The following is a 22,619-nucleotide window of genomic DNA, read 5'->3' as shown; positions in this document are numbered from 1 at the left end:
GGAAAAGTAACATGAGTATTGAACAGTCAGTTGAGCAGTTATGTGAATACCAAGCCGTAGCCCGTATTCTGCATAACCTTTTTTGTCATTATCCTGAAGCAGAGCTTATTGCAAACTTCAAAGACAATGACGTTGCTGCTACTTGGCCTGAATTTGCCAATCGCAGTGACAATCAACAAGGACGTGACGCTCTAACAGCGTACCTCAATCAATGGGATGAATCTGAGCACCTAATGGACTTAAAAGTTGACTATGGTCAGCTATTTTTCGGTCCAGGTGAACCTAAAGCGATACCACAAGGCTCTGCTTACTTAGGTGAAGATCAAGTACATTTTGATGCATCAACTATCGCATTAATTGATTTTTACAAGCAGTACGGCGTGAGTTTCGAACTTGAGATGCCACAACCCGTTGATCATATTGGCTTGTTCTTTAGCGTATTAGATTCAAGTTTTTCCCAACTCGTTGAGGCTAAAACCAATCCTGAATCTGATGTCGATGAGCAGCAATTAACCCAGTTTATTCAGGTATTGTTACAGCAACACATGCTACCTTGGGCGGGTCGCTGTTTAGCATTAGCGAAAACCAATGCAGAAACCGATTTTTATCTGGCCATTGCGCTATTGGCTAATGACTATTTAACTGAGCTTACTGACGCATTTAAGGTTATACCAATGCCAAGAAAGCTATTCAGATAAACGCGTTTTACACTCATGTCATGTTGTTTTCGTAGGAGTTGTTATGTCAGTCATTCACGCAATGGGCGCACAGTGGGATAAGGCCGAGTGGTCGCATCAACTGGTCGCATTCTGGCAGCAAGATACCTACGTTAACAGCCTTTTTGCAGGCGCAACGAATGCCACAACCACAGCTAATCTAGTCGCCGCATTAATCGACCCATCTCGTCGTATCGCTTGCGAACAAGCTAAGTTCGATACCCCAGCAGTGTTTAGCGCATTATTCGACTGTTTTTTGCTGTTATTTGTCAAAGAAATCAACAGTAACAACCTGACTCAAGCAGAAGCCTTAATCATTCAAATTACTGAGCACTACGCCAAGCAGTGTCTCAAACAAGCTGACGAGTTAGCCGCCAAATCACACACCGACAACGATGCTTTGCAAAACAATCAGCAAGCTCAAGGCACTGATACTAGACTCGCTGTGATATGTCATCAAAGTCAAAAAGTCATCTCTGCAATGGATCAGTTAGCACAGCTGCGTCAACAACGTCGTAGTCAAAGCCGCAATATGGGCAGCTAACAACTGACTCGTATCGACTTAAGTGTCGACAACGGCATTCCTTTTAGGTAATTTCACTCATAAGCAATAACTCACCATCAGATTGAGTACACACCCAAGTGAAAACCAACCTCATCACCCCTGAAGGGATGACCAAACTCAAAAAAGAACTGAATTACCTGTGGCGAGAATACCGCCCAGAGATCACCAAAAAAGTTACCTGGGCAGCCAGCCTTGGCGATCGCAGTGAAAATGCAGATTACAAAGAAAATAAACGCCTGCTTCGCCAAATAGATGGCCGAGTTCGTTTTTTACGTAAACGTATCGAAACGTTAAAAGTCGTCGAATATGCCCCCGAACAAGAAGGAAAAGTATTCTTCGGAGCCTGGGTTGAAATTGAAAACGATGACGGCAAACTACTCACTTTTAGAATTGTCGGGCCCGACGAAATCTACGGCGATGCCAAAGGCTATATCTCAATTGACTCCCCCATGGCACGCGCCTTACTCAAAAAAGAAGTCGACGACGATGCTGTCGTTCCAACACCAACAGGCCCACAAGATTGGTATATCAATAAAATATCTTATACAGCTTTATAGGTAGAGTTGATAAGCATAAAGGAATAGAACAAAGCCCCATTTAGGCGCATCCACCAAGATTAATAAGACTTTGAGTCGATTTAACTGGCATAAGTTTGCGCAATAGCGCTCATTTACTAAACTTGAGATCCTGTTTTTTATCTCTATTGTTTTTTGAGTGGCATAAAAATGGAGCTTTTATGTATGGGCAATGGTTAGTGCGATTTAACAAGAGCATCGTCTGCATATTGCTCATTTGTTGTGGGGTGGCCAACGCCTCGCCGCCGTCTCATATTGTGGGTAACTGGCTTAGTCAACAAACCGATCACATTGAAATTTTACAAATCAACGATGACCACAGTTACTTACAGATTGGTCTAGATCTGCAGGCGCCAGATAACAGTTTTGCCGAATGGGGTTACTTTAATTTGTCTAACACGAAAGCGTTTTCTGAATTGCCGCTTTCTATCAGCTTTAATCCGACATTTAGCAATAATCCAACCAAAGGCTTTATCACCTTACTCACCCAACGAAATCAAAGCCATGTATACCTCAACAGTGATGCCTCTCGCTTACAATTAAACATGGACACCTTAGGTGATAACTCAATTGATAACGTGATTGAGTACCAACAATTAGAACCAAGAGAAATTGAAGGCTATTGGTACAACCAAGAATATGACGATCTTTATGCAGTGCTAATGCTAGAAAATGGCCTTTATGTGCAACTGCAAATCAACTTTGAACATGATGACGAACTGACAGGGATGGAGTGGGGCCAATATCAGCACCAATCAGACTCTGGGGAAGTGTATTTTCAAACTCAATATGACGACAATCAACAAACAGGTTTTAGTCGTTATGGAGAAATCGCCTCAGCGGCTTTTAATGTCAAATTACATGATGACCAATTAATCTTTCTACTGGATCACAACGAAGATGGCATCATAGATACTTTTTCACGATTAATGCGCAAAAACTGATTTAGTTACAATTTCCAAAAATCAAATCCACTTCATTATTTATAAATAATTTCATAGACTTAATTATCATTATTAGTCATATTATCCTTGTTCTGCCATAATCGACAGTAACACCTCTTGTTTGCACTCTAATAAACTCGCTATATTGAACTGATTAATGGTATTTAGCGCCGAAATTTAGACTAAAGGATATTTCATGGGCCAGGAAACATCTAAAATTCTCGTTGTCGATGATGACATGCGACTCAGATCATTATTGGAACGCTATTTACTTGAGCAAGGGTATCAAGTGCGAAGCGCTGCCAATGCTGAACAAATGGATCGTTTATTAGAACGTGAAAACTTTCACCTTTTAGTGCTTGATTTAATGCTTCCGGGTGAAGATGGACTCTCTATCTGCCGACGCTTACGTCAGCAAGAAAACCCTATCCCTATTGTGATGCTGACAGCCAAAGGCGATGAAGTAGACCGCATTATTGGTTTAGAGTTAGGCGCAGATGATTACCTACCAAAACCATTTAATCCTCGTGAATTACTTGCCCGTATTAAAGCCGTTATGCGCCGTCAAACCACGGAAGTACCTGGAGCACCTGCTCAGCAAGAAGAAGTCATCAGCTTTGGTGATTTTTCATTGAACCTTGCCACTCGTGAAATGTTCCACGACGATAAGAGTATTGCACTGACTTCGGGTGAGTTTGCTGTGCTTAAAGTATTGGTATCACATCCAAGAGAGCCATTATCTCGTGACAAACTGATGAACCTTGCTCGAGGCCGTGATTACTCTGCACTCGAGCGCTCCATTGACGTTCAAGTCTCAAGATTACGTCGCTTAATTGAAGTCGACGCGGCTAATCCACGCTATATTCAAACTGTGTGGGGCTTGGGTTATGTGTTTGTGCCTGATGGCACCGCAAGAGGGTAACTCCCCATTAGCCAGAGTAAATCCATTAGCCAGCCAACGGCAATTAAACTGAAGTGGTGGCAGCGTTTTCTGCCACGCAACTCTTTCAGTCAAACCGTTCTCTTGATTGGCAGCTTGCTGCTTATCAATCAGCTAGTGTCATACTTATCTGTCACTGTATATTTCATCAAACCTAGCTACGAACAAATTAACCAATTGATTGCCCGTCAGATTAATTTGTTGTTCATCGATGGCGTCACGATTAGCCGTGAACACCTCACCATGGTCGATGCCCTCAATGCAAAAGTACGCCACGATGAAATGAAAATCTACAATCAACAAGATGCCATCAAAGCAGGGCTTGATAGTGCAACGTATTATGGCTTCTTGTCTGAACAAATGTCGCAATACTTAGGTGGCGAGGCTGAAGTTCGCTTTTCCCAAGGAACGCAATTACAAGTTTGGATCCGACCACCACAAGCACCCACCTTGTGGATAAAAGTGCCGCTTACTGGCCTCAATGAAAATGATCTCTCTCCACTGACTCTATACTTATTAGTGATTGGTGCATTAAGTGTTGCTGGAGGGTGGATATTTGCTCGACGGTTAAATCGACCGTTAAAACGCTTACAACAAGCAGCGGTGACAGTTTCCAAAGGTGAGTTTCCAAAACCTTTACCATTAAGCGGCTCATCTGAAATCGTTGAAGTGACCCACGCCTTTAACCAAATGTCTCATAGCATGAAGCAATTGGAGCAAGACAGAGCCTTGTTGATGGCAGGGATCTCGCACGATTTACGCACCCCGCTGACACGCATTCGTCTTGCCTCAGAGATGATGGTCGATGAGGACAAGTATCTTCAAGAAGGTATTATTAATGATATCGAGGATATGGATGACATCATTAAGCAATTCATTGCTTATGTTCGTCATGATCAAGAAAGCGTGCGCGAGCCGAATCAGATTAATCGCTTAATCCAAGAAATTAGCCAGCAAGAGGTTAATCGTGATGGTGAAATCGAGTTAGATTTACAAGATTGTCCATTAGTGCCTTTTCAAAGTATCGCTATTAAACGAGTACTGAGTAATTTAGTCGAAAATGGCTTTCGCTATGGTGGCGGCTGGATAAAAATCAGCTCTAAACATAAGCCCAAATACGTCAGCTTTATTGTCGAAGACAATGGCCCTGGCATTAACGAAGCTAAAATCGATGAACTATTTCAACCATTCACCCAAGGCGACAGCGCCCGTGGCTCAGTGGGCTCTGGCCTAGGTTTAGCGATAGTAAAACGGATTATTGACCGCCACCACGGAAAAATTGAATTGAGTAATCGTCCAGAAGGCGGCTTAAAAGCACAAGTATGGTTGCCAATAGATAATAGTTAATGCTATTGAGCTTGTTGACTGCCCAAAGTTTGATACCAAAAAAGCGACTGCTATAGCGTAAATAGTGAGTCGCTTTTTCAGATTGGTTATTACTCTGTTTATAAGTCTGAATGTGGGCCAAACACTTCGTAATGAATTTGCGACTCTGGCACATTAAGCGCGAGTAACTGCTGCTTAATCGCCTTCATAAACCCAATAGGGCCACAGAAATAATACTGTGCATTTGGCACAATACGCTCAGCGATATTTTCCAGTGCAACTGTCCCTTCAAAATCAAAGTCTTCAGCGGGTAAATCTGTCGCTAACGGTTGACGATACCACACATAACTTTCAAGGTGAGTATTGGCATTGCGCTTAGCTTTTATCGCATCTTTAAAGCCATGCTGCGCACCGTCTTCACAGGCATGAACCCACGTAATATCTGCTTGGTGAGATTGAGACAATAACTGATTAAGCATACTCTTCATTGGTGTCACCCCCACTCCAGCAGATAGTAATACCACTGGCGTATCAGCTTGTGCAGAAAGTACAAAATCACCAGCTGGGGCTATAAGCTCAATCACATCACCAACATGATAATGATCATGCAGTAAATTTGAAGCTTTACCTTCCGCTTCACGCTTCACGCTTATGCGGTAGCTACTCCCGTTTGGCGCATCCGATAATGAGTATTGACGAATTTCAGTAAACTCAAGCTGTTCATGCTCAAGCGACACGCTTAAGTACTGCCCAGGCGTAAAATCGACAACCGATCCACCGTCCTCAGGCGTTAATAAAAATGAAGTAATCACTGAAGACTCTACTGTTTTAGCCTTTACAACAAAACGGCGCTTACCTTCCCAACCACCCGTTTTGGCAGCGGTTTGCTGATAAAGCTGCGCTTCTCGATTGATAAAAATATCCGCTAAAAAACCATATGCATTGCCCCATGCCGTCAATACTTCTTCGGTTACTGCATCACCGCCGAGTTCTTTAAGGGTCGCAAGTAGGTGACCACCAACAATGGCATATTGCTCAGGCTTAATTAAAAAACCAGTATGTTTATGGGCAATACGTTCAACGGCAGCGCCAAGTGCTTCAAGGTTATCAATATTTTTGGCGTAAGCGGCAACGGCATTAAATAAGGCAACTGGCTGACCGCCAGTGTGTTGATGAGCCAAGTTAAATACATCTTTTAACTCGGGATTATGTTCAAACATACGTTGATAAAAGTGTGTGGTTAGCGCTGGGCCTGCTGCTTCTAATAACGGAATCGTGCTCTTAACAACGTCTTTGGTATGCTGATCTAACATAAACAACCTCTAATATGTATTTAAAATGCATGTTTTAAAAGAATACTAAACATGTATTTGATTTAGATCAATGTATTTCAGATTAATTTGAATTTATCTAGCTCGTAAATATCATACTGGTAGCTGAAAGGATTGACTCGATTGCACCAAGATCAAGAATCAGTGATGGCCCTAAAAATAAATTAATACAGTTATACGTTTACGACACAACTCTTGGATAAGGTGGATTAAATTTGAATAAAAAAGGCGACTATATCAGTCGCCTTTAAAAGCTAATCTCTCTCGTAATATTTACAAAACCGCTAATATCGCTTCTGCAGTACTAACTTCAAAAGATTTCGGCGCTTCCACATTCAAGGTCGTCACAACACCATTATCAACAACCATGGCATAACGTTGCGAACGAATACCACCAAACCCAGCAGTATCCATGTCTAGCCCTAATGCTTTGGTAAAGCTTGCATCGCCATCGGCGAGCATGGTCAGCTCTGAAGCATTTTGCGCCTCTCCCCATGCTTTCATAACAAAGGCATCATTCACTGAAACACAGGCAATGACATCAACTCCTTTGGCTTTAAGCTGATCGGCATAAATCACAAAACCCGGTAAATGGGATTCTGAGCAAGTTGGCGTAAATGCACCAGGTACTGCAAACAACACCACTTTCTTATCAGCAAAAAAATCACTCACGTTGTGATTGAGCATTCCGTCTGGTGTTAACTCAGATAAGATGCCTGCAGGTAATGTGTGTCCTTGTTCTATCATGGGATATCCTTAATCAAGTGAAATGATGATTAACATAATGACTAGCATAAAACGAAATCCTTCAAACAAACACCGAAGAATTGTATGGTTAATTTATCCAATAAACGTGAATGTAGCCACTAAAGCACTCGCTGCTATTCTGGTATGCTCGCTATGCTTCACTTAACTTCTCGTGGCTCTTTATTACTCGGTATTCATCTTAGCTTTAGGTTTCATCGCCCGATACGCATGTCGGCATCCTTTACCGCAGCCCACAAGACATAATTCACAAGCTAGGGATAATATAAAGCCAATGACTAAGCCTATAGCAATCGCTCTGGTGTCCAACATAATGGTATGGCTAAAATTTTGCCAAACCTCTTGGCGAATATCCTCTAATGGCTCGAAAGCCACTTGTTCAAAACCGCTGTAAGCGGTTTGGTTAAATTGATTTAAGGCGCCATTGAGTAATTGATACCGCTGATAAATGGCTTCAATACTGTCTCCGCCGGCATTGACAACTTGATCAGGGTTTTGTTGATAATGCTGAATAAGCCGTTGGATATCACCCGCAAAAAACCGATCAGCATCTCGCTGAAATTGATCCAGACTTAATTTGGCTTCTTGAGTATGCGCTTGTAAACGTTGACCGTATTGATCGACAAAAGCAGGCACTTGCACCCCAAGCAGTACGCCACTAACAAACAAAATGAGCCGCAAATAATCCATTATCGATTTCATGTAAATGCCTTTAAAAAGTGTGAATGGCTTGGCTTATAACGTTAATTTAGGTTGGATAAAGTCAATGAAAGCAGAAATGCGCTTCGCCACAGAAGATGATTTATAATACACAGCATTGACCTGACGACAGCCAGCATTGACCAGTTTTTCAGACTCAAGCAAGGTCACTAACCGCCCTTCCTCAATATCTTTGTTCACCATAAATCCAGATAAACAGCCAATGCCATGGCCAGCTAACACCAATTGTCGAATGGTTTCTCCACTACTACATGTCATCGCAGGCACAGCTGTGTACCCGCCCTTTAGCGGCCATTGATTCAGCACTTTAGGCTCACTAAAACCAATTAAATTATGATAATTTAACTCACAAACCTGCTTTGGAATATCACGCTTTTGCAAGTATTCAGGTGTCGCTACGAAATACAACATACTGTGACCCAATAAGCGGGCATGCAAAGTAGAATCAGCAAGTTCACCAATACGAATAGCGACATCCGTGTGCTTTTCTAATAAATCGACATAACCCTCGTTAGAGGTGATTTCTAATTCAATATCTGGATATGCCTCTTTGAATTCATGAATTAATGGGATTAATTGATGAAATACAAATGGACTAGCTGCGTTAACTCGCAATCGTCCTTTGGGTAGATCGCCACGGCAAATCAAGTCATGCTCTGCTTGATTAAGGCATTGCAGCCCATTGCGAATAGACTCAACAAACTGACGACCTTCATCGGTTAAATCAACTCGTCGAGTGGTGCGGTTTAATATCGTCACGCCAAGTTGTTGCTCTATTCGACTAACAGAACGTGATACTCGTGCCACTTGAATATCCAAGTGCTCTGCCGCAGCTGAAAAACCGCCACTATCGACAACAGTAAGTAATATTTCTAAATCATCTGAACGTGTCAGCATGTCGTCTCCAGCAAGATTAACCGAATGGCAGATACAGTTTACAAATTGTGATAGCCATTAATAACGGCTTGGTGAATGCCTACGATTGTAGCAAGCCCATTAAAATCAGCTAGTAATAACGCTTATGTTATTAGGCTATACTGTGTAGTTAGCGCTATAGCATTAGCGATCAATATGGACATTACATTAAAGGATTAATACATGAAAGCCGCGATTATTGTCACTCTGTTACTGTCATCATCTACAATGGCAAGCTCCCCCCTCTCAGAAGAGCTCACCGCTGAACAATTAGATATGGTGATTCAAATGTCCGTTAATCAAATGAAAGCGGATGATGAATTTACCAAAATGGCCAGCTGTGTAAATCAATCAGAAGCAAAAGTAGAATCGGTATTTCGCGAGGTGATGCGGGCATGTGTTGAGAAACATATGCTAGAGGAAGATGATGAGAAAACCACGGCTTGTTTGGTATCTAATTTTTCGGAAAAACTCGGCGTCTCAGCTCAAAAATTTACCGCCTGCTCCGAACAAGAGTAATCTAGATTAACTGTGATTGTTGTTACTAACATCATATAAAACGATGGGTAAAACCCTATTTACCCATCGTGAATGAGGTACCTGCCCTTAGAAAATGAATTGATATAAAAACCCTGCACTGATCGCCATTGAAATAATGACAAACAGAAATGCCGCAATCATTTGGTTTTTAAATATCGACTTAAGCAAAATCACTTCAGTTAAGCTCGCACCTGCACTGCCTATAATTAGCGCCATTACCGCACCTAATCCCATACCTTTTGCTGCAAGTGCTGCACTTAATGGGATCACCGCTTCTGCTCGAATGTATAACGGAATACCGATAACTGCTGCCACAGGAATGGCTAATGGATTCTCTTCACTAGCGATACTTGCAACAAACTCTGTCGGCATAAATCCGTAAATTAATGAGCCAATGGCAATACCGCCTAACAGGTAAGGTAAAACCGTTTTAAAGTCAGCCCATGTGCTGTTCCAAATCTTGCGCCACTTGCTTACAGGTACAGATTTAGCCCCACAACCACTCCCACAACCTTTTGACTCAGGTGCAATATAGGCTTCAGGTTTGACATACTTTTCAAACCCAAGCTTTTCAAGGGTAAAACCAGCAATGACAGACACGCCCATTGCCATCACAAAATAAAACAGTGTAACTTTCAAACCAAATGTCACTGCAAATAAACCAATAATGATTGGATTTAGCAGTGGGCTTGCAAATAAAAATACCATCATGGTGCCAAAGCCTGCTTTAGCACGCAGTAACCCTTTTAAAAACGGGATAGTTGAACAAGAACAAAATGGAGTAATGGCACCTAACAATCCTGCTACCACATAACCTCGGCCATTTTTACTGCTCAGAATCCGCTGAATTTTTTCTGGTGGAATGTATTGCTGTAATACGCCCACTAAATAACTAATAGCAATAAACAGAATCGTTAACTCAACGGCTAAGAACACAAACATGTCGAGTGTTTCTTTAATCATAGTGCTATCAACTGAATTGAAGTCGAACATAGTGTAAACCTTATATCTATATTTCTAGAATAATCGAAATATAAGTGATCTCACTAGATAGATCAATATATTTCTAGTATTATCGAAATATATTTTTGTTATACCGCTCCTAAGGAACTAAACAATGGAAATCGATACGGTTGCGAAAACATTAAAAGAATTAGGTCATCCAACAAGGTTAACCATATATAACAAAGTGATACGAGCAGGGTTTCAAGGTATTGCAGTGGGCAGTTTACAAGAAAGTCTCGGTATTCCAGGTTCAACCCTTTCACACCATATTGCCAGTTTAGCCTCTGCGGGGCTGATTTCTCAGCGACGTGAAGGGCGCACCTTATTTTGCGTTGCCGAATTTACCCAATTAGAGTCTGTCATCGTCTTTTTACAAAATGAATGCTGCGCCGATCAAACTTGCGGTGAAAAGCCCGTTATAGGCAAAAAAAACGTATAATCAAAACAAACGTATAGTCAAAATACACCTATCGAACTCGTTTAAATTGATTGGTCACTAAGCAGCCAAGATGTTGTTGACTGCTTATATGTGTAAATTTAAGTGGTTCAGCTAAATCACCGAATAATGGAATACCACCACCAAGCAGCGTCGGTATAGTGGTAATGATTAACTCATCAATCATGTCGTGCTGCAAAAATTGTTGAATTGTCACACCACCATCAATATATAAGTCATTAAATCCCTTGGCGTTAAGCTCAGCGACCACTTGCGCAAGATCGCCTTTCACTAAAGACACCTTATTTGTCAATTCACTCGGGACTTCTGATAAGGTGCGACTCAACACGAATACGGGTTTGGTATAAGGCCAATCACAATCAAAGCTCAATACTTTTTCGAAGGTATTTCGTCCCATGACCAAGCCATCAATGCGTGCCATAAAGTCGCTAAACCCCATGTCAGACCCTTCTGGATTAGGCGTTTCATGAAGCCAATCAATGTTGTTATTTTTATCGGCAATATAGCCATCTAAACTCGTTGCAATAAATACGATATTTGCCATTGTGTCACCTCGATAATATTCACATGAGTGTAGCAAACTTATTCTGCAAATGATGAGTTTAAGAAAGCTCAAATCTACGTCGCTTTATTACTTTCAAGCTATAGCATTTTGAACAAGGATGAATTTTTATTGCAATAAAGCAAGCTTGTATATCGTCTGTTCTGGTTTCGTTATCAAGGTGTTTTGCTTGCTGATTTAATCAGCAATTTGCTATGAAAAAACGACCACTTATGACATTATCCGCCGCTGAAAAATAGCCCTATTTGGGCAAGCATTGGTTGCTAAATACTTCCCCCTTTCAATAGCAAGGTCACACTGGTTTATATGAAATCTAATTCGTTAAAGTTGAAAATTATCTTTCCGGTATTAATCGCCTTATCAGTCGTCATTGCCCTATTGTCTTGGCAAAGTTATTCCAGCCAAAAAACCATGTTGTTAACCTCAAATCTAGAGCAGGTTCAGCGACTCAGCAGCCAACAAACTGAAAGAATTAGTGATTGGTTATCATCTAAAAAAGATATTCTGAATGCGCTCAAATCACGGATTAACCAAGGCGACGACATTCATGTTTTGCAACAAGCATTAGATTCAGGTCGCTTCGAGTCCACATACTTTGGTAAAGATACCGGTGAGATGATCGATGCAGACACTAGCATTGATAATACAGGTTATGATCCTCGTACTCGTCCTTGGTATCAGCAAGCAATGACCAGCCAAGCGATGATTCTTACCAAACCTTATGTAGACTTCCCGACTAAAAAAGTCGTGATTACCCTTGCTGAAAAAATCCATAATGGCGTCATTGCCAGCGATGTGAATATTAACGACTTAGTCGATGATGTTAACCGTATGACCTTGCCTTCTAATGGCTTCGCTATCATGATGCATAAAGATGGTACGGTTATCGCTTATAAAGATGCATCAAAAGCGATGGGACATATTCGCGATATTGATAACCAACTGGATCTTAATGTGTTGCAGCAACAGCGCCGCAGTGATCAATTAATTCCAATCCATTTTGAGCTTGAAGGCCGTGACAAATTAGTCTGGGTTGAGGATATTCCTCAAACGGATTGGGAACTGATTGTTCTACTTGATCAAGCAACGCTTGAAGCCCCTCTAGCGAGCTTGCTTGTCAAACAACTTGGACTAGCTGCATTAGTGCTTTTAGCAAGTATGGCAGTGATTTCATGGTTAATGACTAAGTTACTTCTCCCTCTCGGTCGTGTCTCAAATGCACTGTTTAAAATCGCTGATGGAAACGGTGACTTAACCCAGCGTATTGACGTTGAGTCTAAAGATGAAGTGGGAGTGTTAGCTGATAGCTTTAATCGTTTTGTTAGCAGCCAGCACTTACTCATTAGTCAAATAAGACAAGTGGCACACCAACTTGATCAAAATGCTGATAATAGTTTAGTGAACAGTCGTCATGCTGAAAAAGAAATTCAAACCCAGCAGCAAGAAGTCACTATGGTCGCCACTGCGGTAACTCAAATGGCCAGTGCGACACATGAAATTGCATCCAGTGCAGAAAATACCGCTACCGCAGCGCAACAATCCAGTAGTAGCAGCTTACAAGGCCAAAGCTTAGTGAATAATACCCGTCAATCAATTCATTTGTTGGCCAATGAAGTCACCCAAGCAACGGATGTGATTAGTGAATTGAGCCGTCATGCTAATGCTATTTCCAGCATCTTATCGACGATTCAGGGAATTGCTGAACAAACCAATTTATTAGCACTAAACGCAGCCATTGAAGCAGCAAGAGCTGGTGAGCAAGGACGTGGGTTTGCCGTTGTTGCAGATGAAGTACGTGTACTTTCTCGTCGTACTCAAGATTCAGCCCAAGAAATCTATGAAACGATTGAAACGCTACAAACCACCACATCAAACGCTGTTGAGCTAATGCAAAGCAGCCAAGCACTCGCGACTAACAGTGTCGAAGATGCCAATGAAGCGAATAAAGCCATTGAAGAAATTACCCAAGCAGCGGCATTAATTTCAGATATGGCCAGTCAAATTGCTACCGCAGCAGAAGAACAAACCCAAGTGACAAATGAGATCACGCAAAATACAGTGGCAATTAAAGACGTCACGGATGAAATTGCACAAGCATCCGTCACAGCCCATCAAGAAGCGCAGCAATTAAAAGGGCAAGCAAAGGCACTTAATGACTTAGTGGCCACTTTTATTTTATAAGCAAAAATCGACAATTTTTGGCCAAGGCCTCAATAAGGAAAAGCCCAAGTTTACATTAAGTAAACTTGGGCTTTTTGCCATTAAAGTGAGCAACAAATCTTGTTAAAACAATATCATCTTTTGGGGTTGAAGTTATTGTATTTGTTTAAGTAAAACCACAATAATGCAGTAGCACACTCACTTGTCATGGCAAATATCGTAACATCTAGAAATGCACTTAACTAGTACTAAATCATTACAAATATATTGCAAAAACATTACAAACCCCATGTCGAGAAAGTAGCATAAAACTCAGTTAACCTAGGCTAACTGAATTCTGATTACGCTTTTTCAGCAGGCTCTTTTGGGGTGCCATGATGACCATCACGCTTCCAATCTACATCAAGTAACTCTGCACCTGACAAGCTAAATGCTTGGCCAAATCCTTTAACGTATAAGCCATGATGCGGATTTAGTTTAAATAGATTGAAGTCAGTTAATCCTGCTAGATTGTCAATCATTTCGCCAAAACGTGCCGACAATGCCGCCACACCTTTAGTGAATGTTTCACTATCACGGGCAACAATTTCAGCTGTCGCATCAAAGGTTAAACGCTTACGTGCAAACACACTTTTCGACTCAGACTCATCAGCAACTAGCATGACAGACAGTTTATTAGAGGCTTTTAAGTTAGTGCCGTGGCGTGCTAACTCGCTGACCAAAATATAAAAACCATCATCGGCCAATGCAAATGGAGCATAACTGGCGTTAGGTACACCATCAGCATCTTGCGTTGCCAATTGTAAGGTTGAACGTTGCGCTTTGAATTCTTCAATTTCTGGAAGAAGTTTCTCTCGTAAGCGTTGCTCTTTTTCTGTCGACATCACACATTCCTTTTCTCTATTTTCTAATCAGCAGCGATGACAAACAGTCATCAAAAACGTTGTCATCAACAACTAAGCTGCAATGTTCACGCTATCTTTAAGTGCCTGAAAACGCTCAACCTGTTCACTTAATAACACGCGCTTTTTGTCTCTGCCTAAATACACTTTAAAAACCACTTCACCTTGTGCGCCGAAGAAGTTAATTGAGTGGCTTTCAGTGCCTCTGAACGGCTTGCTGATCAGGGCAATTGCACTGATATCATCCAGCTTTAAGTGGCCATGTAAGCCTTCACCTTTGGTGATTAAGTTGTAGTAACCATGAGCGTACTTACCCTTAGGGAAGCTACCCTTAAATTCAAAAATGCTACCTGATGCAGACACAATCGTGGTCATATTGCCCCACTCTGGTAGTGAAGCCAGTAAGTTATCTTTTTCTGTCAGTGGTAATAAAGCCAACTGCTCTGAAGGCAGTGCTTTAACGACTTCTAACTCTGTGATTGCTAACTCAGCTGCAACCTGTCCTGGCATCGCTGCTGGGTTGTCGGCGAGGTACTGCTTGATTTGTTCTACTGATACAGCCATGGAATATCTCCAAATATTTAATAACCCTAATATACGAATCTTAAATCCTGAAAAAGCCGCTCAAGCTTTTACCCTTGAGAGGCTTTCCAAATAAGAGAGCAAGTGTTATCCACACTATTGCTCTCTCACCTCGGTCTAATTAATTCGTTTACAGGGTAAAAGAATTAAAACGAGTAACGCGCTGACAATTTGAAATTCCTGCCTTGCTCATACAAGGTTTGCCACGCTTGGCGATATTCCTCATCACCAATATTTTCTACTGCAAAATCTACACGCAAGCCTTCGAATGTCCCCATTGCTGGTTCCCAAGCTACGTAAACATCCCACAATTTGTACGAGTCATATTGCTCTAGGTTGTCAGTTGGTAACTGATCTTGCTCAGCAACATACGTAAAACGAGTACCAAACTTCATATCGCCTTCCATAATGGCTTGCGATAAATCTAAGCCCATTTTCTTAGCTGGGATATTAGATAGATACTCATCTGACTCTTTATCTTTACCTTCAGTTTGACCATAGTTGAAGGTCAAACGAGTTTGCTTATAACGGTAGCGAGTGGTGAACTCAAAACCAGTTAATTTAGCTTCGTCGACATTATCCCAAGAGGTCGTTTGTTCAAGTCCTGGAATCCCATAAAGTGGGTTAGATACAGACTGTTCGATGAAATCATCAACATCGTTTCTGAATGCACTTAAGGTCACCACTAACTCATCATCGCCCGCTAAATCAGCAAAACGCATGTCGGCTTTGATCTCTTTGTTTTGCGCTTTTTCAGCTTTCAGATCTGGATTAATCTCGAAAGTGTTACATAAGCCATCTGGCAAGAAACCTGGGATAGAAGGAATACAGTAATGTGTCCCTGTTGAGTACATTTCTTCCATGCTTGGTGCACGGAATGCTTCGTCGTAACGTGCACTTAAGGTTAACCAATCAGTCGTCTTCCACACTAAGCCAACAGATGGCGTAAACGCATTGTCGTCAGATGATTGGTTTAAGTTATTACTTTCATTTTTGAAGGTGTCGTAACGTACTGCAGCATCTAGTGCCAAGGTATCGGTTAAGCTAATATCAGCTTTAGTGAAAGCCCCCCAAACCGTAGACTCACCGTCGATATCATCAGGACGTTCACCAGCTTGGCCATTATCGTCACGTACAGTATTAATGGTGTCTTTGTAACCATCCACACCATATGTCAGCACAGTATTGCCAAAGGTAGAGCTGTTATTAAGGCTAAAACCTATGGTGTCGTATTCCGTGCTATCTACTTGATCTTTAGTCACACGATCTTCGTCGTAATTAGTGCTATTCCAATATAGCGTCGCGTTTAAATCCAACAATGGGTTATCTGTTGGGTTTAAGCTGTAATCTAACGTCACGTTTTGATCTGTAGTATTGCGTTGAACTAATGGTACTGAGCTGCCCACGTTAGTCGCTGGATTACTTGGTACTAACTCATCAGTATCTGAAAAACGTGCAGAAAACTGTAGACGCTGATCATCAGTTGGTTCCCAACCTAATTTAGCTAAACCGCTCGTTGCTTCTGAAGCACTGTTTTCAAGGGTTTGGTCGTTACCAATCTTGATATTGTTGCTGTCGTGGTAGCTACCACTTAATAACCAATCAATATTGTCAGCTAAACCATATAAAGTACCGCTGGTTTTGATCTTGTCGCCGTTCGTTTCAAAACCTTGTTTGATGTAGCCACCAAAGGTATCGCCTTCATCTAAAAAGTCTTGGGCTGATTTGGTATTTTGTGCAACCACACCACCAATCGCACCACTTCCCCATAAGCTACTTGCAGGGCCACGCACAACTTCGATTGAGCTTAGTAGCTCAGGGTCCATGAAATAGGTGCCACGGTGACCAGAATTGGTGTTTTGACGCGCGCCATCAATAGTTTGTAGTACTCGCTGTCCACTTAGACCACGGATTTCAACACCTTGAGACGAAGCACGAGGACCATTAGTCACACTAACGTTAGCTTCGTTTTTCAGTGCATCTGCAACCGATGAAGGTTGTGACTCTTGCATTTTTTCTTCGCTGATCACTGTCACGCTTCGGCTAGTATCAGAGACTTTTTCACTGATACGCGTTGCTGTGACTAAAACTTCATCAAACTCGGTGACTGTTTTGCTTTCTTGTGCATATGCGGTTGTACTGAAAACCATTGCCATTGCTACTACGAGTGGCTTCTTGGTCATGATTAAATCCTCAAAGTATAAATACAAAATTCGGCTTAGTTCGAGGGAAGTAATGACCACTTTGTGTTAGTGAAAAAGCTAATGAATCATTCAGAAAAACTAATCACAAAGTATTATTACCGCCTAACTAATTGCCGCACTTTACCTGAGAATAAAACTTAGATCAAATGAAAATCATTATCATTTGCGATCTCATTACTTATGTTGTATGTTTAGCGATATATTGATACTTACTATTATTAAGTGATTGTAATTATTAGCTTTGTAAAGATTGTAAAGATTTTCAGCTAACTAATTGCTTTTCTTAAAAATGGTCAATATCTAACCGAATGCTGTTGTAGAAGAATATAGATCATGACACCTAGACGATATTTTGCTTTTGGATGTTTAACCGTTTTAATCCAAGGAGGCGTTCTCGCCTCTCAAAATACTGAGCCTGAAATTCAGCTCGCGGCAGGGTCTGCAATGGGGTCAAATCAAGCTGTTAGTGTCATGGTGGCAATGCAAGCCAGTGCACAAGCTCAAAGCACTGAGCAAACCATTGAAGAAGTGCTTCCAGAGCTTAAGCCAGAAATTAAACCAGAGCCGAAGCCAGAACCTAAGCCAATACCTGAGAAAGTCGTCAAAACCGATCCTAAAAAGCCAGCACCCGATAACGTCATCGCAAAAGTTGAAGAGGTCATTGAGCAAGAAGTCGTTGAACCCACACCGACGCCTGTGACCGAGCAACCTCAAACCGAAATGTCAGATACCGAACTTGCCAGCACAGATGCAAGTGCAACCCATGAACAGCAACAAGTGGAGGCCCAACAAGGCGTTACTCAACAAACCGTCGCGTTACAGAAACCGACATTTTCAGCGCCGCCATCACAACCTAATTACCCAAGAAAAGCACGTAAAAGAGGCTTTGAGGGCACAGCGACAGTGGAAGTCATGTTTAATCAAATTGGTGAGCAACTTTCGCTCACTTTAGTTAATAGTTCAGGTTATAGCCTACTTGATGCAGCTGCGATTGATGCTGTTGAAAAGTGGAAATTTGCCGCACCTTCACCGCAAACCGCTTTTGCTTACACAGTAAGAGTCCCGGTGAAGTTTGCGCTAAATTAATCTGAAGATAGGAAACCAACATGTCTCAACCACTATATTTGCAGCTCTCAGAGCAATTAGGCTACTTAACTTGGCCACTGTTTATTTGTGCTTTTTTAGCATCACTTATCATTCTTGAACGACTTGCGTTAATGGCCAATGAGTTATTAAAACGTGACGCTTGGTTAACAGAACTGAGAAAACAAACTCGCAGTGCGACAACAGAGCAACGTCAGCAATTAATTGCTCAACTAAGCCAAGGCCGCAGTATGTTGGCTAAAGGAACGGGGCTATTGTTATCCCATGGTGACCATCCTAGACCCATGCGTGAAGAAATTTTAAATTTATGGCTAATCAAGCAAAAAGAAAAACTGCAATCGGGCTTAAAAGTATTACATATTATTGGTGTCATCACCCCGTTACTCGGCCTATTGGGCACAGTACTAGGTCTTATTGAAATGTTCAGCCAGCTGGGAATTTCAGACGGTCCCGTCACTCCATCACAATTGGCAACAGGACTTGGACTAGCAATGAATACCACAGCTGCAGGTCTTATCATTGCCGTGCCAGCCATCACCATGTCACATTTGATTGGCTTATGGGCTGAAAAACGCTGCAACAAAATGGCTCATGCTCTCAACCAGCTTAACTTATGGTTAGAAGGCTTCGACCAAGCATTAAATATTGGTTGTGAAGTCCCTTGCGGCGCAAATGCACCTTGCCTTAAAGCCAGTAATACCCACGCAAGTCAGCAACAGACATCATCAAACATGACACCACCAATGGCAGCAACCTTGTCGGAGTCAAACTGATGATTGGCTCTGAACAAGGTATAGGATCATCGGCTCAAAGTAGCATTGGCATCGATCTTACGCCGCTTATCGACATCATCTTTATCGTATTGGTGTTTCTGCTACTGACAGCCAATACCCAGTTACTGACGTTACCTGTGGATGTCCCCACTGAAACCAAGTCAGAACTGGTGGGCTTATCTCAGGAAGAACACCTTTCAGTCAACATCATGGATGAAGCACCACATTGGGCACTCGACGGACAAACGTTTGACCAATTTGACCAGTTTGAAGCAGCCTTTATTAGTGCGTTTAATGCTTCACCTGATCTCAATGTGGTGGTTGCTGCAGATAAAAATGCGCCAGTACAACCATTGATGACCGTACTTGCTTTATTACAAAGACAGCAAATCAGTAATACCCAAATTTTAATGGAACCCTAATGACTGCGCTTCTAATACTGACAATCGACTCACAGTAAAAGAAACACATAGGGTTTCCACAGTAATTTTTGAGCCTTTATCATATTTATTCGGAGTTTTAATTATGCTCAAGCAACAAACACGTCAATCTAAAACCTTTTTATTCGCCAGCTTAATGGCACTTTCTGGGGCTATTTTTAGCTCAGCAACCATGGCTGAACAGCGCGTTGTCAGCGCAGGTGCTGGTATCACTGAGTTAGTGATTGCCTTGGAGGGGAGTAACGAGTTAGTTGGTGTCGATTCGACTAGTCAAGTCCCTGAAGAACTCACCTCAGTTGCAAAACTTGGCTACCACAGAATGCTGTCGGCAGAGGGTATTTTAGCGTTATCACCAACGTTATTATTGGGCTCTGATGCTATGGGACCTAAAAATACCTTAGAGGTTTTAGCTGGCGCCAATGTTGAAGTGGTATCGCTACCTAATGCCAATACTAAAGAACAACTCCTGCAAAATGTTGAAAAAATGGGGCAGCTATTAGAAAGAGAAACTCAAGCGGCAGCACTCACAGAGCAAATTCAACAGTCTTTTGCAGAAATTGATGCTAAAAAACACACCATCGCCAAACAAGGTGATGCCCCTAAAGTTCTTTTCCTACTGCTACAACCTGACCGTCCAGCACGTGTTGGCGGCGACGACACTGCTGCAGATATCATTATTAACCTTGCTGGCGGCAATAATATAGCGGGTTTCTCAGGTTATAAGAGCGTTTCTCAAGAAGGTATTTTAGCCCTGCAACCTGATGTCATTCTGATTTCAAACCGCAGCGAAGAAGTGGCAGAAGATCCTGCAGAAACGCTATTAGCCCAAATGCCATTACTTGCTCATACCCCAGCAGGCGAACATAAGCTGATTAAAAACTTGTCAGCTAAAGCATTGCTCGGCGGATTGGGGATCAGTGCTGTCGAAGCTGCCGATCAGCTTGCCAGTGACTTTATTGAGATCCAACAGCGCTAAGTTTGTTGAACGGCTATAGCAAATATTAAACGTGCTGCATTAACGCACTAGGAACTATCATGGAAAATCAACGTTGGCTTTGGCCCTGTTTACTCACCGCTTTGGTGATAACAAGCCTGTTGTCTGTCAGCATCGGACCATTACAAATTAGCCCTTCCACCAGCTTCAATGCCATGGTGAATTGGGCAACTGGACAAGAGTTAGCTGCGGTTGCTCCCCACGAGCAACTGGTGATTAATAACGTCCGTTTACCCCGTACTCTTTTAGCTCTAGCTGTGGGCGCAACATTAGCCCAGTGTGGTGCTGTCATGCAGGGGTTATTCCGCAATCCGCTGGCGGATCCTGGCATTATTGGTGTGTCCTCAGGAGCAGCACTTGGTGCAGCAATTTGTATTGTGTTATTCCCCCAAGGTGGCGAATACCTTGTGGCTTTTAGCGCCTTTTTCGCTGGGCTTATTACCACCTTGATTGTATACCGTTTAGCATCGAGTCCAAGCGGTACCTCTGTTGTGCTACTGCTGCTTTCAGGTGTTGCCGTAGCCGCACTTGCAGGTGCTGGTATCGGGGTGCTGACCTATATGGCCAACGATATGGCATTACGTGACTTAACCTTATGGCAAATGGGCTCGGTCGCGGGAGCACAATGGCATTATGTTGTTCTGAGCTTAATCGCCCTAGCCTTAATCAGTTGGCAATTTAATAAAAGTGCTAAGGCATTAAATGCATTACTGCTAGGCGAAGCAGAAGCAAGGCACCTTGGCCTTGATGTTGATAAGCTCAAACTCAAGTTAATTGTTTTGTGTGCTATTGGCGTCGGTATTGCTGTTGCAGCTACTGGGATTATTGGCTTTATCGGTCTTGTTGTTCCGCATTTAGTGAGAATGATGATAGGGCCAGATCACCGCTTATTATTGCCTTTAAGCGCGATGTTAGGTGCTGCAATATTGGTGGTTGCAGACATAGGCGCACGCTCTATTGTTGCACCATCTGAGCTACCTGTTGGCCTTGTCACGGCACTGTTAGGTGCGCCTTTCTTTATTATTCTATTACTCAAACAGCGCAATAAGTTGGTGTAATATGATGAGAAATCTAGAATTAAAATCCATGCTTAAAACACATAAATCTGCGCCTGCATTATCAGGATTAGAATTGGCTGGCGCTGATACCAACAACACGCCATTGACTCAACATAAGTCAAAGCCCGATGCATTCAGTCACTCTGCAGTGCAAGCCTCACAATCGGTTATTAATATCAGAGATTTATCTGTTCATATTGGCAAAAAAGCCGTGTTAACAGATATCAATCTAGACATTATGCCCGGCCAAGTGACGGCACTGCTTGGCCCAAATGGTGCGGGTAAGTCCACGCTGCTAAAAAGCCTTTGCCAAGAAGTAGCATTAACCTCTGGTGAGATCACTTTACAAAACAAACCACTCGCCAAGTGGGATCGTGCTGAGCTAGCGAAATCCCTTGCCGTATTACCACAGCATGCGTCACTCACGTTTCCATTTAAAGTCCACGAAGTGGTGCAGATGGGGTTATACCCATTAACCCTTAATCAGCAACAAGGCGCTGAATTGGTGGATAAACAATTAGAACAAGTGGCACTGTCTGCATTGAAATATCGCAGCTATCCAACGCTTTCAGGTGGTGAAAAACAACGTGTGCAATTAGCGCGAGTATTAACCCAACTTGCTCAGGCACCGAGTCACCCAATTTTGTTTCTTGATGAGCCCACATCCGCATTGGATTTAGCTCAACAGCATCGCGTCCTAGAACTCGCTCAAAGCTTGGCTCGTGAGCAAAACTATTGCGTTATTGTGGTATTACATGACCTCAATCAAGCTTGCCGTTATGCCGACAGATTAGTGGTACTTGAACAAGGTGAAGTGGTCAGTGATGGCGCACCTTATGAAGCGCTAACCGCTGAAGTGATCGAGAAAGTTTGGCACTACAAGCCCACCTTAGTTATCGATCCTAAAAGCAACCTCCCACTTATTTTTTAATATACAGAAGTTCGAATATCGCGCAGCCTCCTAGCCATTGCTAGGAGGTCACTGCCATTTTTACTCTAATACCAATCACGATAAGTAAGTGTTCAGAAATAGCGTAGGAA

Annotated in this window: 24 protein-coding genes; 15 read left to right on the top strand and 9 right to left on the bottom strand. The window is 42.3% G+C overall.

Annotation, left to right across the window (positions count from 1 at the left end; all coding sequences use genetic code 11):
• Positions 1–11 precede the first annotated feature (11 nt).
• The 6 genes from AN944_RS17665 (at position 12) to envZ (ending at position 5,087) form a co-directional block, all read left to right on the top strand.
• Positions 12–698, top strand: coding sequence for a molecular chaperone (locus tag AN944_RS17665; protein ID WP_055025967.1), 687 nt, complete (start codon positions 12–14; stop codon positions 696–698).
• A gap of 43 nt (positions 699–741) precedes the next feature.
• Positions 742–1,260, top strand: a complete 519-nt coding sequence (locus tag AN944_RS17660; RefSeq protein WP_055025966.1) for a hypothetical protein — start codon at positions 742–744, stop codon at positions 1,258–1,260.
• 98 nt (positions 1,261–1,358) lie between these two features.
• Entirely contained in the window at positions 1,359–1,838 is a 480-nt protein-coding gene (gene greB / locus AN944_RS17655) for a transcription elongation factor GreB (protein WP_055025965.1), read from the top strand.
• 179 nt (positions 1,839–2,017) lie between these two features.
• Entirely contained in the window at positions 2,018–2,800 is a 783-nt protein-coding gene (locus tag AN944_RS17650; protein ID WP_055025964.1) for a hypothetical protein, read from the top strand.
• Between the two features lie 196 nt (positions 2,801–2,996).
• Positions 2,997–3,722, top strand: a complete 726-nt coding sequence (ompR, locus tag AN944_RS17645) for a two-component system response regulator OmpR (protein WP_055025963.1) — start codon at positions 2,997–2,999, stop codon at positions 3,720–3,722.
• Between the two features lie 42 nt (positions 3,723–3,764).
• Complete coding sequence (gene envZ, locus AN944_RS17640) at positions 3,765–5,087, top strand: two-component system sensor histidine kinase EnvZ (protein WP_055025962.1); 1,323 nt, start codon at positions 3,765–3,767, stop codon at positions 5,085–5,087.
• Between the two features lie 98 nt (positions 5,088–5,185).
• On the opposite strand, the gene hmpA is transcribed toward envZ, so the two are convergent.
• The 4 genes from hmpA to AN944_RS17620 form a co-directional block, all read right to left on the bottom strand.
• Positions 5,186–6,379 carry an NO-inducible flavohemoprotein gene (hmpA, locus tag AN944_RS17635; protein WP_055025961.1) on the bottom strand — a complete coding sequence of 398 codons (1,194 nt, stop codon included), beginning with the start codon at positions 6,377–6,379 and terminating at the stop codon, positions 5,186–5,188.
• Between the two features lie 291 nt (positions 6,380–6,670).
• Complete coding sequence (locus AN944_RS17630) at positions 6,671–7,144, bottom strand: peroxiredoxin (protein WP_055025960.1); 474 nt, start codon at positions 7,142–7,144, stop codon at positions 6,671–6,673.
• 183 nt (positions 7,145–7,327) lie between these two features.
• Entirely contained in the window at positions 7,328–7,864 is a 537-nt protein-coding gene (locus AN944_RS17625; protein ID WP_055025959.1) for a DUF2937 family protein, read from the bottom strand.
• A gap of 33 nt (positions 7,865–7,897) precedes the next feature.
• On the bottom strand, positions 7,898–8,779 hold the full coding sequence (locus AN944_RS17620; RefSeq protein ID WP_055025958.1) for a LysR family transcriptional regulator: 882 nt from the start codon (positions 8,777–8,779) through the stop codon (positions 7,898–7,900).
• 201 nt (positions 8,780–8,980) lie between these two features.
• Here AN944_RS17620 and AN944_RS17615 point away from each other — a divergent pair, with 201 nt between their 5' ends.
• Complete coding sequence (locus AN944_RS17615; protein WP_055025957.1) at positions 8,981–9,316, top strand: hypothetical protein; 336 nt, start codon at positions 8,981–8,983, stop codon at positions 9,314–9,316.
• A gap of 87 nt (positions 9,317–9,403) precedes the next feature.
• Here the strand turns inward: AN944_RS17615 and AN944_RS17610 are convergent, their stop codons facing one another.
• Positions 9,404–10,330, bottom strand: a complete 927-nt coding sequence (locus AN944_RS17610; protein WP_055025956.1) for a permease — start codon at positions 10,328–10,330, stop codon at positions 9,404–9,406.
• A 124-nt stretch (positions 10,331–10,454) separates the two neighbouring features.
• Here AN944_RS17610 and AN944_RS17605 point away from each other — a divergent pair, with 124 nt between their 5' ends.
• A complete protein-coding gene (locus tag AN944_RS17605; RefSeq protein WP_055025955.1) occupies positions 10,455–10,781 on the top strand; it encodes a helix-turn-helix transcriptional regulator in 327 nt (108 codons plus the stop codon).
• Positions 10,782–10,809: 28 nt separating this feature from the next.
• Here the strand turns inward: AN944_RS17605 and AN944_RS17600 are convergent, their stop codons facing one another.
• Positions 10,810–11,343 (bottom strand): dihydrofolate reductase family protein, encoded by a 534-nt coding sequence (locus AN944_RS17600; RefSeq protein ID WP_055025954.1) that lies wholly within the window; start codon positions 11,341–11,343, stop codon positions 10,810–10,812.
• A gap of 324 nt (positions 11,344–11,667) precedes the next feature.
• Here AN944_RS17600 and AN944_RS17595 point away from each other — a divergent pair, with 324 nt between their 5' ends.
• A complete protein-coding gene (locus AN944_RS17595; protein WP_055025953.1) occupies positions 11,668–13,542 on the top strand; it encodes a methyl-accepting chemotaxis protein in 1,875 nt (624 codons plus the stop codon).
• 320 nt (positions 13,543–13,862) lie between these two features.
• Here AN944_RS17595 and hutZ read toward each other — a convergent pair whose 3' ends face one another.
• The 3 genes from hutZ to AN944_RS17580 all read right to left on the bottom strand — a co-directional run bounded on the left by hutZ (position 13,863) and on the right by AN944_RS17580 (position 17,188).
• A complete protein-coding gene (hutZ, locus tag AN944_RS17590; protein ID WP_055025952.1) occupies positions 13,863–14,405 on the bottom strand; it encodes a heme utilization protein HutZ in 543 nt (180 codons plus the stop codon).
• Positions 14,406–14,477: 72 nt separating this feature from the next.
• Positions 14,478–14,987, bottom strand: coding sequence for a heme utilization cystosolic carrier protein HutX (gene hutX, locus AN944_RS17585; RefSeq protein WP_055025951.1), 510 nt, complete (start codon positions 14,985–14,987; stop codon positions 14,478–14,480).
• 164 nt (positions 14,988–15,151) lie between these two features.
• Positions 15,152–17,188: a TonB-dependent hemoglobin/transferrin/lactoferrin family receptor gene (locus AN944_RS17580; protein WP_055025950.1), complete on the bottom strand. Its 2,037-nt coding sequence runs from the start codon at positions 17,186–17,188 to the stop codon at positions 15,152–15,154.
• Positions 17,189–17,542: 354 nt separating this feature from the next.
• On the opposite strand from AN944_RS17580, the gene AN944_RS17575 reads away from it, so the two are divergent.
• From AN944_RS17575 to AN944_RS17550, 6 genes are all read left to right on the top strand, one after another.
• A complete protein-coding gene (locus AN944_RS17575; RefSeq protein ID WP_055025949.1) occupies positions 17,543–18,295 on the top strand; it encodes an energy transducer TonB in 753 nt (250 codons plus the stop codon).
• 20 nt (positions 18,296–18,315) lie between these two features.
• Positions 18,316–19,086: a MotA/TolQ/ExbB proton channel family protein gene (locus AN944_RS17570; protein ID WP_055025948.1), complete on the top strand. Its 771-nt coding sequence runs from the start codon at positions 18,316–18,318 to the stop codon at positions 19,084–19,086.
• Positions 19,086–19,508, top strand: coding sequence for a biopolymer transporter ExbD (locus AN944_RS17565; RefSeq protein WP_055025947.1), 423 nt, complete (start codon positions 19,086–19,088; stop codon positions 19,506–19,508). Before AN944_RS17570 ends, AN944_RS17565 begins: the two co-directional genes overlap by 1 nt.
• A gap of 103 nt (positions 19,509–19,611) precedes the next feature.
• Complete coding sequence (locus tag AN944_RS17560; RefSeq protein ID WP_055025946.1) at positions 19,612–20,502, top strand: hemin ABC transporter substrate-binding protein; 891 nt, start codon at positions 19,612–19,614, stop codon at positions 20,500–20,502.
• Between the two features lie 59 nt (positions 20,503–20,561).
• Positions 20,562–21,578 (top strand): iron ABC transporter permease, encoded by a 1,017-nt coding sequence (locus AN944_RS17555; RefSeq protein WP_055025945.1) that lies wholly within the window; start codon positions 20,562–20,564, stop codon positions 21,576–21,578.
• 1 nt (position 21,579) lies between these two features.
• A complete protein-coding gene (locus AN944_RS17550; RefSeq protein ID WP_235530993.1) occupies positions 21,580–22,509 on the top strand; it encodes a heme ABC transporter ATP-binding protein in 930 nt (309 codons plus the stop codon).
• The last annotated feature ends 110 nt before the right edge of the window (positions 22,510–22,619 follow it).

Source organism: Shewanella sp. P1-14-1 (assembly GCF_001401775.1).
Classification (GTDB): Bacteria; Pseudomonadota; Gammaproteobacteria; order Enterobacterales; family Shewanellaceae; genus Shewanella; species Shewanella japonica.
The sequence above is the reverse complement of the archived record's forward strand: the minus strand, read 5'-3'. Positions and strand labels throughout refer to the sequence as shown.

Bases quoted from the DNA above. Each gene is read 5' to 3' on its own strand.
- AN944_RS17615 (WP_055025957.1), top strand. From the start codon at position 8,981: ATGAAAGCCGCGATTATTGTCACTCTGTTACTGTCATCATCTACAATG.
- AN944_RS17650 (WP_055025964.1), top strand. From the start codon at position 2,018: ATGTATGGGCAATGGTTAGTGCGATTTAACAAGAGCATCGTCTGCATA.
- AN944_RS17565 (WP_055025947.1), top strand. From the start codon at position 19,086: ATGATTGGCTCTGAACAAGGTATAGGATCATCGGCTCAAAGTAGCATT.
- AN944_RS17610 (WP_055025956.1), bottom strand. From the start codon at position 10,330: ATGTTCGACTTCAATTCAGTTGATAGCACTATGATTAAAGAAACACTC.
- AN944_RS17580 (WP_055025950.1), bottom strand. From the start codon at position 17,188: ATGACCAAGAAGCCACTCGTAGTAGCAATGGCAATGGTTTTCAGTACA.
- AN944_RS17550 (WP_235530993.1), top strand. From the start codon at position 21,580: ATGATGAGAAATCTAGAATTAAAATCCATGCTTAAAACACATAAATCT.
- ompR (WP_055025963.1), top strand. From the start codon at position 2,997: ATGGGCCAGGAAACATCTAAAATTCTCGTTGTCGATGATGACATGCGA.
- AN944_RS17570 (WP_055025948.1), top strand. From the start codon at position 18,316: ATGTCTCAACCACTATATTTGCAGCTCTCAGAGCAATTAGGCTACTTA.
- AN944_RS17630 (WP_055025960.1), bottom strand. From the start codon at position 7,144: ATGATAGAACAAGGACACACATTACCTGCAGGCATCTTATCTGAGTTA.
- AN944_RS17620 (WP_055025958.1), bottom strand. From the start codon at position 8,779: ATGCTGACACGTTCAGATGATTTAGAAATATTACTTACTGTTGTCGAT.
- hutZ (WP_055025952.1), bottom strand. From the start codon at position 14,405: ATGTCGACAGAAAAAGAGCAACGCTTACGAGAGAAACTTCTTCCAGAA.
- AN944_RS17660 (WP_055025966.1), top strand. From the start codon at position 742: ATGTCAGTCATTCACGCAATGGGCGCACAGTGGGATAAGGCCGAGTGG.
- AN944_RS17595 (WP_055025953.1), top strand. From the start codon at position 11,668: ATGAAATCTAATTCGTTAAAGTTGAAAATTATCTTTCCGGTATTAATC.
- hutX (WP_055025951.1), bottom strand. From the start codon at position 14,987: ATGGCTGTATCAGTAGAACAAATCAAGCAGTACCTCGCCGACAACCCA.
- hmpA (WP_055025961.1), bottom strand. From the start codon at position 6,379: ATGTTAGATCAGCATACCAAAGACGTTGTTAAGAGCACGATTCCGTTA.
- AN944_RS17560 (WP_055025946.1), top strand. From the start codon at position 19,612: ATGCTCAAGCAACAAACACGTCAATCTAAAACCTTTTTATTCGCCAGC.
- AN944_RS17600 (WP_055025954.1), bottom strand. From the start codon at position 11,343: ATGGCAAATATCGTATTTATTGCAACGAGTTTAGATGGCTATATTGCC.
- AN944_RS17555 (WP_055025945.1), top strand. From the start codon at position 20,562: ATGGAAAATCAACGTTGGCTTTGGCCCTGTTTACTCACCGCTTTGGTG.
- AN944_RS17605 (WP_055025955.1), top strand. From the start codon at position 10,455: ATGGAAATCGATACGGTTGCGAAAACATTAAAAGAATTAGGTCATCCA.
- AN944_RS17575 (WP_055025949.1), top strand. From the start codon at position 17,543: ATGACACCTAGACGATATTTTGCTTTTGGATGTTTAACCGTTTTAATC.
- AN944_RS17665 (WP_055025967.1), top strand. From the start codon at position 12: ATGAGTATTGAACAGTCAGTTGAGCAGTTATGTGAATACCAAGCCGTA.
- AN944_RS17625 (WP_055025959.1), bottom strand. From the start codon at position 7,864: ATGAAATCGATAATGGATTATTTGCGGCTCATTTTGTTTGTTAGTGGC.